The sequence below is a fragment of the Actinacidiphila cocklensis genome, assembly GCF_907177275.1.
Classification (GTDB): Bacteria; Actinomycetota; Actinomycetes; order Streptomycetales; family Streptomycetaceae; genus Actinacidiphila; species Actinacidiphila cocklensis.
On sequence record NZ_CAJSLV010000081.1, the window covers coordinates 24,182 to 37,621 of the forward strand.

Annotated in this window: 13 protein-coding genes; 9 read left to right on the plus strand and 4 right to left on the minus strand. The window is 73.3% G+C overall.

The genetic code is table 11. From position 1 onward, the window contains the following. The first annotated feature begins 154 nt into the window (after nt 1-154). Nucleotides 155-1,252, plus strand: coding sequence for a baeRF3 domain-containing protein (locus NFU81_RS29220; protein WP_251496234.1), 1,098 nt, complete (start codon nt 155-157; stop codon nt 1,250-1,252). Nucleotides 1,253-1,283: 31 nt separating this feature from the next. On the opposite strand, the gene NFU81_RS29225 is transcribed toward NFU81_RS29220, so the two are convergent. Beyond that, nucleotides 1,284-1,907, minus strand: a complete 624-nt coding sequence (locus NFU81_RS29225; RefSeq protein ID WP_251496237.1) for a hemerythrin domain-containing protein — start codon at nt 1,905-1,907, stop codon at nt 1,284-1,286. A 336-nt stretch (nt 1,908-2,243) separates the two neighbouring features. Between NFU81_RS29225 and sigJ the strand changes: the two genes are divergently transcribed. Beyond that, on the plus strand, nt 2,244-3,227 hold the full coding sequence (sigJ, locus tag NFU81_RS29230; protein ID WP_251496240.1) for an RNA polymerase sigma factor SigJ: 984 nt from the start codon (nt 2,244-2,246) through the stop codon (nt 3,225-3,227). Nucleotides 3,228-3,348: 121 nt separating this feature from the next. Here the strand turns inward: sigJ and NFU81_RS29235 are convergent, their stop codons facing one another. Further along, complete coding sequence (locus NFU81_RS29235) at nt 3,349-3,897, minus strand: SRPBCC family protein (RefSeq protein ID WP_251496242.1); 549 nt, start codon at nt 3,895-3,897, stop codon at nt 3,349-3,351. A gap of 225 nt (nt 3,898-4,122) precedes the next feature. Here NFU81_RS29235 and NFU81_RS29240 point away from each other — a divergent pair, with 225 nt between their 5' ends. Beyond that, nucleotides 4,123-4,587 (plus strand): universal stress protein, encoded by a 465-nt coding sequence (locus tag NFU81_RS29240; RefSeq protein ID WP_251496245.1) that lies wholly within the window; start codon nt 4,123-4,125, stop codon nt 4,585-4,587. Here the strand turns inward: NFU81_RS29240 and NFU81_RS29245 are convergent. Beyond that, nucleotides 4,571-5,155, minus strand: coding sequence for a winged helix-turn-helix domain-containing protein (locus NFU81_RS29245; protein WP_251496247.1), 585 nt, complete (start codon nt 5,153-5,155; stop codon nt 4,571-4,573). The genes NFU81_RS29240 and NFU81_RS29245 overlap by 17 nt on opposite strands. Before the next feature lie 391 nt (nt 5,156-5,546). On the opposite strand from NFU81_RS29245, the gene NFU81_RS29250 reads away from it, so the two are divergent. Next, nucleotides 5,547-7,628 (plus strand): FUSC family protein, encoded by a 2,082-nt coding sequence (locus tag NFU81_RS29250; RefSeq protein ID WP_251496249.1) that lies wholly within the window; start codon nt 5,547-5,549, stop codon nt 7,626-7,628. A 70-nt stretch (nt 7,629-7,698) separates the two neighbouring features. After that, the gene (locus tag NFU81_RS29255) at nt 7,699-7,851 is read left to right on the plus strand and encodes a hypothetical protein (protein ID WP_251496251.1); all 153 of its coding nucleotides are present in this window, start codon (nt 7,699-7,701) and stop codon (nt 7,849-7,851) included. A 49-nt stretch (nt 7,852-7,900) separates the two neighbouring features. Here NFU81_RS29255 and NFU81_RS29260 read toward each other — a convergent pair whose 3' ends face one another. After that, a complete protein-coding gene (locus tag NFU81_RS29260) occupies nt 7,901-9,130 on the minus strand; it encodes an acyl-CoA dehydrogenase family protein (RefSeq protein ID WP_251496254.1) in 1,230 nt (409 codons plus the stop codon). 147 nt (nt 9,131-9,277) lie between these two features. Here NFU81_RS29260 and NFU81_RS29265 point away from each other — a divergent pair, with 147 nt between their 5' ends. The 4 genes from NFU81_RS29265 (at nt 9,278) to NFU81_RS29280 (ending at nt 13,314) form a co-directional block, all read left to right on the plus strand. Beyond that, nucleotides 9,278-9,919 carry a TetR/AcrR family transcriptional regulator gene (locus tag NFU81_RS29265; RefSeq protein WP_251496256.1) on the plus strand — a complete coding sequence of 214 codons (642 nt, stop codon included), beginning with the start codon at nt 9,278-9,280 and terminating at the stop codon, nt 9,917-9,919. A gap of 160 nt (nt 9,920-10,079) precedes the next feature. After that, a complete protein-coding gene (locus NFU81_RS29270) occupies nt 10,080-11,318 on the plus strand; it encodes a MurT ligase domain-containing protein (RefSeq protein WP_251496258.1) in 1,239 nt (412 codons plus the stop codon). Nucleotides 11,319-11,391: 73 nt separating this feature from the next. Next, nucleotides 11,392-12,120, plus strand: coding sequence for a type 1 glutamine amidotransferase (locus NFU81_RS29275; protein ID WP_251496261.1), 729 nt, complete (start codon nt 11,392-11,394; stop codon nt 12,118-12,120). A gap of 168 nt (nt 12,121-12,288) precedes the next feature. After that, entirely contained in the window at nt 12,289-13,314 is a 1,026-nt protein-coding gene (locus NFU81_RS29280; protein ID WP_251496263.1) for a 6-phosphofructokinase, read from the plus strand. Nucleotides 13,315-13,440: the final 126 nt, after the last annotated feature.

A 13,440-nucleotide genomic window follows, 5' to 3' on the forward strand; every position in this document is an offset into this window, starting at 1 on the left:
CCGTACGGGTGAGGGCCGGCGGGCGGTCCCGGGCGGCTGTGCCGCCCCTCGCACAAGCTGCGAGGGGCGGCACATTGATATATCCATGAAGAGACAAAGGGACGACCCGGGGGACGTCACCGGCACACGATGCCGCCGCCGAAAGGGCAATGCCATGCATGCGCCGATCAGCCCCGCCATCCTCGCCGACCTGCGCCGGCCGCGGCCCTACCCCGCCGTGTCGGTGCTGCTGCCGACCCACCGCCGCGAACCGGACAACGCGCAGGACGCGGTACGGCTGCGCAATCTACTGGAAGAGGCCAAGGACGCGGTGCACAACGACCCCGAGGTGTCCCGGGCGGACCGGATCGACGTGATCGGCCAGCTCGACCAGGCGCTCGGCGAGGTGGACCTGGTGCACGCGGAGGACGGCCTGGCGATCTTCGCCGCGCCCGGCGAGCACCAGGTGTGGACGCTGGCCAGGACCGTCCCGGCCCGGGTGCTGCTGGCGCAGACGTTCCTGACCCGCAACCTGGTGGCCGCGCACGTCGCCAACCAGCCGTTCTGGGTGCTGGCGCTGTCCGCGGACGTCGCGACGATGTGGAGCGGGACGAAGGGACGGGCTCCCGAGCAGTTCACCGGGACCTTCCCGGTGCGGCGGGTGCCGGAGGACTTCGACCCGGAGCGGGAGGAGCGGATCGGCGACACGCCGAGCACCTTCAACGACGAGCGGACCCGGCAGTTCCTGCGCGAGGTGACCGAGAGCGCCGGTGTGGTCGTCGCGGCCGACCCGCGGCCGATGTACGTGGTCGGCGAGTCGGAGGCGCTGGCCGCGCTGGACGACGCGGGCAAGCTGGTGAAGGAGGCCGCCGGGCTGATCACCCAGGGCGGGCTGGCCGAGGGGCCGGCGGAGGCCCTGCGCCAGGCGCTCGCCACCGCCGCGGGCACGCGGGCGCAGGAGGAGGTCGCGGGCGTGCTGTCGGAGCTGGACGACGCGCGCAGCCGCAAGGCCTTCGCCGGCGGCGTGGACGAGGTGTGGCAGTCGGTCGCGGAGGCGCGGGTGGCGCTGGTCGCGATCGAGGACGGCTACCGCACGACGGTGCGGGACGACGGCGACCACCTCGTCCCGGCGGCCTCGGGCGACCGGGGCGCGCGGGACGACATCGTCGACGAGATCGCCGAGCAGGCGCTCGACACGGGGGCGAGGGTGCGGTTCGTCCCCGACGGCGAACTGGCCGATGTCGGGCACGTCGCGGCGGTGCTGCGCTACTGAGCCGCCCGTCGGGCGCGGGCCACGGCCCCGCTCAGACCTGCCAGAGCTGCTTCTTGCGGTAGGAGCGCTGCCACAGGAGCTTGTTGACCGCGCGGACCGGGGGAGGGAACGCGGACAGGAATTCGCGCTGCTCCTGGGCGGTGGTGCCGTCGGCGACCCACGGGACGTAGACGGCGACGCCCTTGACGCCGAGGTTCCTGGCGTTGGCGAGACCGAACTTCCGCCACTCGGCAGGCGTCAGCACGTCCTGGATCAGCGGCAGCGCACGGTCCTCCTCGTGCGCGAAGTGGTGGTCCATCACCAGGTAGAGGTCCTCGATCCTGGCCGGGAGGTCGTCGGCGCCGGCCCTGAGCGCGGTGTCGACCTCGGCGATCCGCGGGCCGAGTTCCGCGTGCTCGGCCTCCATGGCCTCCATCAGCCGCTGGTCTTCCGGGCGGTCCTCGATCCTGGCCTCGACCTGGGGCCACAGGGCCGCGTCCTCGACGGAGTGGTGGTTGTCGAGTTGGAGGCTGAAGTTCTCCCAGCCGGCCAGGACCTGCGGCGTGCCGGCCCGGCCCGCCTCCACGGCGGCGGCCAGCCGCCGCAGGTCGCGCCGGAAGGCGCGGTGGGTCGCGTACATGATGGTGAAATCGATGTCCTGCTGCGTGTCGGCCACGGCGGACTACTTCCTTCGGTACGTCGTTGGGGTCCTGCCGTCCCGGGCGGGGCGGCAGGGGGCGTGGCCATGGACCGGCGGCTCCCCTCCAGCACCCGTTTCCGGGCTGCCGCCGGGCCGTCGGCCACGCCCCATGCATCACAGAGTCCCCGCGCCGCCACGATGTGACATCCGGCCCGCAGCGGGTCCGCGGAAACGGCCGGGCAAACACGCCCCAGCCGCACATTTAGGCCACCGAAGGAGACGCACATCACATTTCGGCCATCCGATGTCACGCTGGAAGGTGCGTGCACCCTCTCAGGGCCAACGGGGAAACGCACCACAGGAGGCTCCATCGTGTCCGACACTCCGACCCGGCAGCTGGCGGCTGCCCCTGACAACCGCGCGACCGCGGTGTTCGTCAGTCACCGGGAGCTGCTGTTCTCGGTGGCCTACAACATGCTCGGCAGCGTCTCCGACACCGAGGACGTCCTGCAGGAGACCTGGCTGGCCTGGACCCGCCGCAGCGGGAGGCAGACCGGCGCGGACATCGAGAACCCGCGCGCGTACCTGGTCAGGATCGCGGTCAACCAGGCGCTCGCGCGGCAGGCCAGCATCAGCCGCCGCCGCGAGACGTACGTCGGCCCGTGGCTGCCCGAGCCGCTGGCCACCGGGGCGCAGCAGACCGCGGACCAGCCGCAGGCGGCGGAGGCGGCGGACGTCGCCGAGTCGGCGCTGCGCAGCGAGTCGGTGTCGATGGCGATGCTGGTGGTGCTGGAGACGCTGACGCCGCTGGAGCGGGCGGTGTTCGTGCTGCACGAGGTGTTCGGCTACCCGCACACCGAGATCGCCGAGATCCTGGAGCGCAGCCCGTCGGCGATCCGGCAGCTGGCGCACCGGGCGCGCGAGCACGTGCAGGCCCGCAGGCCGCGCTACCAGGCCGACCGGCGGCTGCAGCGGCAGGTGACCGAGCGGTTCATCGCCGCGGCGCTGGGCGGGGACCTGACGGAGCTGATGAGCCTGCTCGCCCCCGAGGTGACCCTGTGGACCGACGGCGGCGGCAAGGCGAACGCGGCGCTGCGGCCGGTGTCCGGCCAGGAGAAGGTGGCGAAGCTGATCACCGGCTACGCCGCCAACCGGCTGCCGGAGTCGGTCGACATCCGCTACCGGCAGGTCAACGGCGACCCGTCGGTGGTGGTGTTCTCCGGCGACTCCCCCACCGCTGTCATGGTCGTGGACCTGGACGCGGACAGCGACAGGGTCACGGACATCTACCTGGTCACCAACCCGGACAAGCTCTCCGGCGTCTCCCCGCAGGAGGGCGGCCCCGCGGGGCCCTGACCGGCACGGCGTCCCGCAGACCCCCGGACATGCGGGAGCCCCGGCCGGGACGGGGGGACCTGGCCGGGGCAGTCACGCATGACGGGCTCGGGGGCGCCGCGTCACGTTGTTAGTTTAACACTCAATGAGCGTAGTCGAATCCACCCGGCGCGGTGCGCAGCGGTGTCGCGGCCGGGGCGCCGGGGTCACCGCCGGACCCGCCCGAGGCGGGCACCTGCGGGCCGTGCAGCGGGGCGGCTGCGGAGCCGCCGAGGATGTCGCCGAACTTGCGGGCGTCGGCGGGCAGGTCGCGCCGCCACGCCATCGCGACGACCGGGGCGAGCAGCAGCAGCGCGGCACTCAGGCAGCTGGTCACGGACAGCCGGACCATCGTGCCGTCACCGTGCGGGATCAGGTCGAAGCCGTACACGGGCACCTGGGTGCCCAGCGGGCTCCACATCCGCTGCCCGCGGAAGACTATGCGTCGGCAGGGCTCGAAGTGGTCGCACACCAGCCGGTGCGGCCGGCGCCTGCCCGGGTATCGGTAGCCGTACGCGGCGTCGCGGCCGGGCAGCACGTCGTCGGCGTCCACGGAGGTCACCCCGGAGCTCCACAGGGCGAGATTGCGGGCGTCGGCGAGAAAGTCGAAGACCTCGGCGTCCGGCCTCGACACGAACACGCTCGTGGACACGCTCGGCATCACAAACCTCCCCGGTAGCGGCGTGGGCGGCGAGCCATGACACGGGCACGGACCTGACCGCGGTGCGCACGCCGGCCGGTGGGACGCTGCCTGTTTCACTCCTCCTGGAAAGCGTGCCCCGCAAAGGTGCCCATGTCGTGGCAATACACCCATTGGGGTGACCACGCTGCGTGGTCGGGGATGAAACCGCAGGCCGCAGGCCGATAGCCTGACCGGGTGGACGAGCAGAAATCCCCGACACGATTCGAACGCGGGACCGACGGGCCGAAGGTGATCGTGGCCGGCCTCGACGGCTCCGACTCGTCCTGGCGCGCCGCCGCCTATGCGGCGGGGCTGGCGCGGCGGCAGAACGCCCTGCTGGCCCTCGTCTACGTGCAGCCGTACCTGCCGGGCGGCGCGGCGATGGGCGTCCCGGTGTCGGAGGTGGACACCGGGATCGCGGCCCAGCTGGTGGCCGAGATCCGCGCGTCGGTGGAGCGGCTGAGCGGGACCTTCGAGGTGCGGTGGGAGTTCCACACCTTCCGCGGCGACCCCTTCGGCGGTCTTGCCGCGGCCGCCGACCAGCTGACCGCGGACGCGGTCGTGGTCGGCGCCTCGGAGCGGGCCGGCCACCGGCTGGTGGGCTCGGTGGCCGTCCGCCTGGTGAAGGCGGGCAAGTGGCCCGTCACCGTCGTGCCGTAGCCCCCTGCTGCACCCGGTCGCCCTGCGCGGGGGCGTACTTGTAGCCGACCCGGCGCACGGTCACGATGCTGCCGCGGTGGTCCGCGCCGAGCTTGCGGCGCAGCCGGGCGATGTGCACGTCCACGGTGCGGCCGTCGCCGACGTGGCCGTACCCCCACACCGTAGTGACCAGCTGGTCGCGGGAGTGCACCCGGTGCGGGTGCGCCACCAGGTGTGCCAGCAGTTCGAACTCCAGGTAGGTCAGGTCGAGTTGGCGGTCGTCGACCGCCGCGGTGCGGCGGTCCTCGTCGATCCGCACCCCGCCTGCGGCGAGCGGCTGCTCGGCGACGGCGGGTGGCTGCGGCGACGGCGCGCCCGGCTCGGCGGGCACCAGCACCAGGTAGCCGACCATCGGGGCGCCGCCGGCGACCGCGGGCAGCACGTGCCCGGGCGCGGGCAGCCAGGTCGCGCCGGGCGGCAGGAAGTCGGGGGCGGGGGGCACCTCGTCGGGGCGTACCGCACGCAGCCGCTGCCGGTTGCCGGCGGCGGAAGGGGTGGGCAGGGACGTCAGGGAAGGCAGGTTGGACATGGGTTCGGCTCTTTCGCGCGAAGGGTCGTGGGACTCCGTTGTGCGCGGGACCGGTTGCCGCCGTACGGCCACCCGTTGCCGATGAGGCAGGGCTGCTGGCAGGTCAGCGAGGGACGCGGGTCCGCGCGGGGATCGCGCGGCAACACCAGCGGTCGAAGTGGTGCTCCTGCCGGGACGGCCAGAAGGGCTCGAGGTCGTTTCGACCTGTCCCGGTGTCAGTAGTGCTGGCCATGTCCCCCATTGAAGCAGACGGCGGCGCGCAGGTGTGAGGGGGCGGGGCGGCCCGCGGAGTGTGCCCGGTCACCCCGACCCCCTGAAGCGCCCCGTATCAGCTGGTACAGGGCATTTCGCAGCTGCCCGGTGGATCTTCCTTCTGCCTATTCTCTGCACCATGACGTGGTTGCGTGCGCTGCGGGAGACCGCCAGGTCCGGCCTGCGGGTGGAACGGACCCGGCTGGAGCCGCTGGTGGCGCTGCGTGCGGCCTGCGGCGTGGCGATCGTCGTGGGCCTCTCGCTGTGGCTGTGGTCGCCGCCGGTGGCCGCCTCGTCGGCCTTCGGCGCCTTCGCCGCGGGGATGGCGACCTTCCAGCGCAGCTGGCGGCCGAGGCCGGTGCTCGCGCTCGCCGCGGGCGCGGGGCTGGCGGTGAGCACCTTCCTGGGATACCTGGCCGCCTCGCATGTGGCGGTGTTCGTCGTCCTGCTCGCGGTGTGGGCCTTCGCCGCCGGCATGGCGTGGGCGCTCGGCCCGACCACCGGCGTCGTCGCGTCGCTGACGGTCGCGGTGATGCTGGTGACGGTCACTCTGCCGACGTCGACGCTGAGCGCGTTGCACCACGCCGCCCTCGTCGGGCTCGGCGCGCTGGTGCAGGCGGCGCTGATCGTGGTCTTCCCGATCCGCCGCTGGGGCGCCCAGCGCGACGCGCTGGCCGACGCGTTCGCCGCCGAGGCGGACTACGCGCGCCGGCTGCGGCACGACCCGCTGGCGCCCTTCGACCCCGAGCCGCTGATGACCGCCCGCAGCGCGGCCGTGGTGAGCGCCCGGCAGGCCAGGCGGCGGCCGGAGGAGCTGCACGGCAACCGGGCGCTGGCCGAGCGCATCCGCCCGGTGCTCGCGTCGCTGGCCGACCCGACGGTGGGCGCCGCGGCCGAGGGCCCCGAACGGGACCGGGCGCGCGAGGTGCTGGCGGTGGCGGCGACCGTCCTGGACGCGGTGGCCCGGGCGATCAGGAACGGCGGGCCGGTACGGGTCCCCGACCAGGCCGACGCGCTGCTGCGGGCCGACGCGCCGGGCACCGAACTGACCGGCGCGGCCCGCAGGTCGGCGACCCGTCTGGTGTCGCTGCTGAGCGCCGCGGTGGAGCGGGCCGAGGGCTCGGGTCCCTCCGACGCGACCGGCACCGCGCATCTGCTGCGCCCGTCGGTCGGCGAGATGCTGCCGACCGCGGTGCGCACCGTGCGCCGCCAGGTCCGCTGGGACTCGCCGGTCTTCCGGCACGCGCTGCGGGTCTCAGCGGTGGCCTCGGCCGGTTACCTGCTGGGCACCGCGCTGCCGCTGGGCCACGGCTACTGGGCGCCGCTGGCCGCCGTCATGGTGATGCGGCCGGACTTCACCCAGACCTACGAGCGCGGGGTCGCGCGCTTCGCCGGGTCGCTGGTGGGCGTCGCGCTGGCCACCGCGATCGCCCGGGTCGCGCACCCGGGCACGTACACCTTCGCCGCGCTCGCGGTGGTCAGCATCGGGCTGATGTACCTGCTGCTGCGCATCGGCTACGTGGTCGCGCAGGCCTGCGTGGGCGCCTACGTGGTCTTCCTGCTGGGCATGGGCGGTACGCAGCTGGAGCAGACGGTGCGCGACCGGGTGCTGCTGACGCTGCTCGGCGGGCTGCTGGCGATGGCGGCCTACGCGGTCTTCCCCGCCTGGGAGACCCCGCGGCTGCGGGACCGGCTGGCCGACTGGATCGAGGCGACCGCCGGATACGTGGCCGCGGTGATGGAGGCGCACGCCGATCCGTCGCGGCGCCGGCCCGGTGCCGTACGCCGGGCGCTGCTCGATCTGCGGGCGGCGGGCGCGGCCTGGGACCAGGCGGTGACCAGGGCCGACGCGGAACCGGTGCGGCACCGCGGCCTGTCGCGCAGCGCGGTGCGGGACGCGGACGCCGCGCTGTCGGCGGTGGGCCGGGTGGGCCTGGTGATGGAGGCGCACCAGCCGGGCAAGGACAGGGCGCCGGTGCCGGAGGCGGCGCGCTTCGCGGCGGCGCTGCGGGAGGTCACGGCGACCGCGGCCGACGAGGTCAGGGCGCGCAGGGCGCCGGACTGGCAGGCGCTGCGCGCCGAGCTGGCCGGCTGGCAGTCCGATCCGGCGGGCGACCGGGTCGTACGCCGTGGCGCGGAGCTGCTGGTGGACACTCTCGACGAGCTGGCCGAGGCGCTCCGCCCCAGGTCGGCGGGGCAGCGACACCCGGCCGGAGGCTAGGGCGTGCCCGGGGGCGGTGTGGCATGCGGGCGGGTCTACGCTGGTGGGCCGGACCAGAAGGAGCCTTCCCATGCACATCGGCACGATCCACGACGTGACGAACCTGGCGCTGTCGAACTCGCCGGGCCCAGGGCCGGTGATGCGCACGGTCATCGTCGTCACGGTGGTCGGCGTGGCGCTCATGGCGTGGTTCCTGCTGCGGGGCTACGGCAACGACAAGTAGGCCCGCGGCCCGCCGTACCCGCTGAAGGGGACGGCGGGCCCTGAGCCGGTCAGCGGATCGGCACCCCGGACAGCGTCCTGGCGATGACCAGCCGCTGGATCTCGCTGGTGCCCTCGAAGATCGTGTAGATCGCGCTGTCGCGGTGCATCCGCTCGACCGGGTACTCGCGGGTGTAGCCGTTGCCGCCGAGGATCTGGATGGCCTGGGCGGTGACCTTCTTGGCCGTCTCGCTGGCGAAGAGCTTGGACATCGACCCCTCGGCCGAGGTGAAGGGCTTGCCCGCGGTCGCCATCCAGGAGGCCCGCCACACCAGCAGCCGGGCCGCGTCGATCTGGGTGCGCATGTCGGCGAGCTGGAAGGCGACGCCCTGGTTGTCGATGATCGGCCGGCCGAACTGCTCGCGCCCGGTGGCGTATTCGAGGGCGTACTCGTACGCGGCCCGCGCGGTGCCCACCGCCATCGCGCCGACCGCGGGCCGGGAGGCCTCGAAGGTGGCCATGGCGGCGTTCTTGCTGCCGCCCGCGCCGCCGGACTTCGCCCGCTCGTGCGCCCTGGCCAGCCGCTCGTCGAGCTTGTCCTTGCCGCCGAGCAGGCAGTCGCCGGGGACGCGGACGTCCTCCAGGACGACCTCCGCGGTGTGCGAGGCGCGGATGCCGTGCTTCTTGAACTTCTGGCCCTGCGAGAGTCCCGGCGTGCCGGGCGGCACGATGAAGGAGGCGTGGCCGCGGGTGCCCAGCTCCGGGTCGACCACCGCGACGACGACGTGGACGTTGGCGATGCCGCCGTTGGTGGCCCAGGTCTTGGTGCCGTTGAGCACCCACTCGCCGGTGGCCTCGTCATACACCGCGCGGGTGCGCATGGCGCCCACGTCGGAGCCGGCGTCGGGCTCGGAGGAGCAGAACGCGGCGACCTTGACGTCGGCGGCGTCGCCGTACATCTGGGGGACCCAGGTGCCGATCTGCTCCTCGGTGCCGTTGGCCAGGACGCCGACCGCGGCCAGCCCGGTGCCGACGATGGACAGGGCGATGCCCGCGTCACCCCAGAACAGCTCCTCCATCGTCATCGGGATGCCGAGCCCGGTGGGGTCGAAGAACTGCTGGGCGTAGAAGTCCAGCGAGTACAGGCCGATCTTGGCCGCCTCCTGGATGATGGGCCACGGGGTCTCCTCGCGTTCGTCCCATTCGGCCGCGGCCGGGCGCATCACGTCGGCGGCGAAGCCGTGGATCCAGTCGCGCACGGACCGCTGGTCATCGTTGAGATCGAGCGTGAAGTCGCCCATCGTCCCCTCCACATGCTAGTTACTTGCGGTAACAGCAGTCTGTTACCGTCTGGTAAGCGATGTCAACTCGCCAAACTCCGCGTGAGCGCCCGTGCCGGGGGTGTTACGTTGCGCAGACCACCGGCAATCGAACAGCGGGGAGGCGCGGTGGAGACCGGCCAGCGGGGTGACCAGCGGACGGCCGCACAGCGGCGGCGTACCGAACTGCTCGAGGCCGCCGAGCGGGTGGTGCTGCGGGACGGGCCGGAGGCGTCGATGAACGCCATCGCGGCCGAGGCCGGCATCACCAAGCCCATCCTCTACCGCCACTTCGGCGACAAGAGCGGCCTGTACCGCGCACTGGCCAAGCGGCACACCGACGCCCTGCTGGCCACCCTGCGCGCCGCGCTCGACTCCCCCGGCGACCGCAGGGACCGGGTCGAGGCGACGCTGCACGCGTACCTGTCGGCCATCGAGACCCGGCCGCAGGTCTACCGCTTCCTGATGCACCCCGCCGAGGCCCCCTCGGACGAGAAGGGCTTCGACGTCGGAAGGCACTCCGTCCCGCTGCTGCGCCGGATGGGCGAGGACCTCGGCGAGGTGATAGCCGAACGGCTCGACCTCGGCCCCGACACCCGCCAGGTCGCCAGGGTATGGGGGCACGGCATCGTCGGGATGATGTACGCGGCGGGCGACTGGTGGCTCGGCGAGCGGCCGCTGTCACGCGATCTGCTGGTGCGTCACCTGGCCGACCTGCTCTGGGGCCGACTCGCCGAGACCGGCGACCGGGCGGGCAGCCGCGGGCTGTGACCGCGGGCCGCCTCCGGGCAGCGCATTGCCGGTCCGCGGCGCGAAGTCGATAGGCTGGCCTCGACCGGAACTTGCCGGCCGCCGCAGCGGCCGCCCGGGGGACGGAAAACCGGCCGCCGCAGGCGGCATCGCGGCCGGAGTCGAGGAGGAAGAACAGACGATGGCAGGCAACTCGGAGCCGCTGTCGCCACGGGCGAAGCTGGCCGTGACGGCGGGCAGGGCGGCGGCGGCGGTGTCCCGCGCGGCGGGCAAGGGCAGCGGGTCGGTGATCGGCGGCAAGGTCGCGCTGCGTTTCGACCCCGACCTGCTGGCCAGGCTCGCCCGGCACCTCGATGTGGTGCTGGTGTCCGCCACCAACGGCAAGACGACCACCACCCGGCTGCTCGCCGAGGCGCTGCGGGCCGGCGGCCCCGTGGTCTCGAACGCGCTCGGTGCCAACATGCCGGCCGGCATCACCTCCGCGCTGGCCGGCGGCTCCGACGCCCGCTTCGGCGTGATCGAGGTGGACGAGAAGTACCTGGCCGGCGTGGCCAGGGACGTCGCCCCCAAGGCCATCGCCCTGCTGAACCTGTCACGCGACCAGCTCGACCGGGCCGCGGAGACCCGGATGCTGGCGGAGAAGTGGCGCGAGGGCCTGGCCGGGTCCGAGGCGATCATCGTCGCCAACGCGGACGACCCGCTGATCACCTGGGCCGCGTCCTCCAGCCCCACCGTGGTGTGGGTCGCGGCCGGCCAGTCGTGGAAGGACGACGCCTGGTCCTGCCCGTCCTGCGGCGGGGTGCTGCAGCGCCCGGGCGACGACTGGTTCTGCGGCGAGTGCGGCTTCCGCCGCCCCACCCCGACCTGGGCGCTGTCCGGCGACCACGTCGTCGACCCGTACGGCGTGGCCTGGCCGATCCAGCTCCAGCTGCCGGGCCGGGCCAACAAGTCCAACGCGGCCGTCTCCGCCGCGGTCGCCGCCGCCTTCGGCATCGACCCCAAGGTCGCCCTGGAGCGGATGTACAAGGTGCAGGCGGTCGCCGGGCGCTACGACGTGGTGTCCTTCATGCAGCGCGACCTGCGGCTGCTGCTGGCCAAGAACCCGGCCGGCTGGCTGGAGACCTTCTCGCTGATCGACGGCCCGCCCACCCCGGTGATCCTGTCGGTGAACGCGCGCGGCGCCGACGGCACCGACACCTCGTGGCTGTGGGACGTGGACTACACCCGGCTGGCCGGGCACCCGATCCTGGTGATCGGCGACCGCAAGCTCGACCTGGCGGTACGCCTGGAGGTCGCGGGCCTGCAGTTCAGGGTCTGCGCCGACCTCGACGAGGCGGTACGGGCGGCGCCGCCCGGCCGGATCGAGGCCATCGCCAACTACACCGCCTTCCAGGACCTGCGCCGCCGCGTCGGCAACTGACCCGCGGCGGGACGCACCGCCCGCCGCCCCGTTCGCCGGCCCAGCCGCTGCCGCCCGACAAGGAGAAGCACGAATGAGTGAGTCCAGCCTGCGCCTGGTGTGGGTCTACCCCGACCTGCTGAGCACCTACGGCGACCAGGGCAACGCACTGGTGGTGGAGCGCCGGGCGGTGCAGCGCCGGGTCCCGGTGACCCGGGTGGACGTCCGGTCCGACCAGGTCATCCCGACCTCCGGCGACATCTACCTGATCGGCGGCGGCGAGGACCGCCCGCAGCGGCTGGCCGCCGAACGGCTGCGCCGCGACGGCGGGTTGAACCGGGCGGTGGCCAACGGCGCGATCGTCTTCTCGGTCTGCGCCGGCTACCAGATCCTCGGCCACGAGTTCATCAACGACCTGGGCCGCCCCGAACCGGGCCTGGGCCTGCTCGACGTGGTGAGCACCCGGGGCGAGGGCGACCGGTGCGTCGGCGACGTGCTCGCCGACATAGACCCGCAGCTCGGCCTGCCGCCGCTGACCGGGTTCGAGAACCACCAGGGCATCACCCACCTCGGGCGCACCGCGCGGCCGCTGGCCCGGCTGCGGGTCGGCAGGGGCAACGGCACCGGCGACGGGACCGAAGGCGCGTTCAACGACACGGTCTTCGGCACGTACATGCACGGTCCGGTGATGGCCCGCAACCCGCACATCGCGGACCTGATGATCAAGCTGGCCCTCGACGTGAACGCGCTGCCGCCGGTCGACGACCAGTGGTACGACGCGCTGCGCGCCGAGCGGATCGCGGCGGCGGTGCAGCCCGCCTGACCGGCGGCCCGTCACGCTGCGAGACGGTCGCCTGCTGTTCGGGTAATCGTCAGGTGTCCGCAGTGCGGTCGGCGTGGAGGCGTGCGCCATGGGCTCGGTAAGCTTTGCCGCGATCCATCCGGACGAGGGGGTCCGGCCGTCCGGTCGAGTTGCGGGAGTATCGAGAGCATGCGTATTGGTGTACTGACCAGCGGCGGCGACTGCCCCGGGCTGAACGCCGTCATCCGGTCCGTGGTGCACCGCGCCGTCGTGGACCACAATGACGAGGTCATCGGCTTCCACGACGGGTGGAAGGGGCTGCTGGAGTGCGACTACCGCAAGCTCGACCTGGACGCGGTGAGCGGCATCCTGGCCCGTGGCGGCACCATCCTCGGCTCGTCCCGGGTGCAGCCGGCGCATCTGCGCGGCGGTGTCGAGCAGGCCAGGGGCCATGTCGCGGACCTGGGCCTGGACGCGATCATCCCGATCGGCGGTGAGGGCACCCTCAAGGCGGCCCGGCTGCTGTCGGACGCAGGCCTGCCGATCGTCGGGGTGCCCAAGACCATCGACAACGACATCGCCTCGACCGACGTCACCTTCGGCTTCGACACCGCGGTGATGGTCGCCACCGAGGCGCTCGACCGGCTCAAGACCACCGCGGAGTCGCACCAGCGGGTGCTGATCGTGGAGGTCATGGGGCGGCACACCGGGTGGATCGCGCTGCACTCGGGCATGGCCGCGGGCGCGCACGCGATCGTGGTGCCCGAGCGGCCCTTCGACATCGCCGAGCTGACCGCGCTGGTCGGCAAGCGCTTCGAGGCGGGCAAGAAGTTCGCCATAGTGGTGGTCTCCGAGGGCGCCAAGCCGCGCGAGGGCACCATGGAGTTCTCCTCCGGCGCCACCGACGTCTACGGGCACGAGCGCTTCAGCGGTATCGCCAACCAGCTGTCGGTCGAGCTGGAGGAGCGCCTCGGCAAGGAGGCCCGCCCGGTGATCCTCGGCCATGTGCAGCGCGGCGGCACCCCCACCGCGTACGACAGGGTGCTGGCCACCCGCTTCGGCTGGCACGCCGTGGAGGCCGTGCACAACGGGCGGTTCGGCATGATGACCGCGCTGCGCGGCACCGACATCACCCTCGTGCCGCTCGCCGACGCGGTGCAGCACCTCAAGACCGTGCCCGCCGACCGCTACACCGAGGCCGAGTGCGTCCTGTGAGCCGCTGACCACCGCAGCGCACAGCACCGGCGCCCGCCGCGCGTCGACGCAGCCGCCCCCGCCCGGACCTCCGGAGGGGGGCGGTTCTACTCTGGAGCGGGCACTACGGTCGAATCGGCCTGCTGC

Excerpts from the sequence above, each read along its gene's own strand:
- NFU81_RS29220 (WP_251496234.1), top strand. The coding sequence starts at position 155 with ATGCATGCGCCGATCAGCCCCGCCATCCTCGCCGACCTGCGCCGGCCG.
- NFU81_RS29245 (WP_251496247.1), bottom strand. The coding sequence starts at position 5,155 with ATGTCCAACCTGCCTTCCCTGACGTCCCTGCCCACCCCTTCCGCCGCC.
- NFU81_RS29250 (WP_251496249.1), top strand. The coding sequence starts at position 5,547 with ATGACGTGGTTGCGTGCGCTGCGGGAGACCGCCAGGTCCGGCCTGCGG.
- NFU81_RS29255 (WP_251496251.1), top strand. The coding sequence starts at position 7,699 with ATGCACATCGGCACGATCCACGACGTGACGAACCTGGCGCTGTCGAAC.
- NFU81_RS29260 (WP_251496254.1), bottom strand. The coding sequence starts at position 9,130 with ATGGGCGACTTCACGCTCGATCTCAACGATGACCAGCGGTCCGTGCGC.
- NFU81_RS29270 (WP_251496258.1), top strand. The coding sequence starts at position 10,080 with ATGGCAGGCAACTCGGAGCCGCTGTCGCCACGGGCGAAGCTGGCCGTG.
- NFU81_RS29275 (WP_251496261.1), top strand. The coding sequence starts at position 11,392 with ATGAGTGAGTCCAGCCTGCGCCTGGTGTGGGTCTACCCCGACCTGCTG.
- NFU81_RS29280 (WP_251496263.1), top strand. The coding sequence starts at position 12,289 with ATGCGTATTGGTGTACTGACCAGCGGCGGCGACTGCCCCGGGCTGAAC.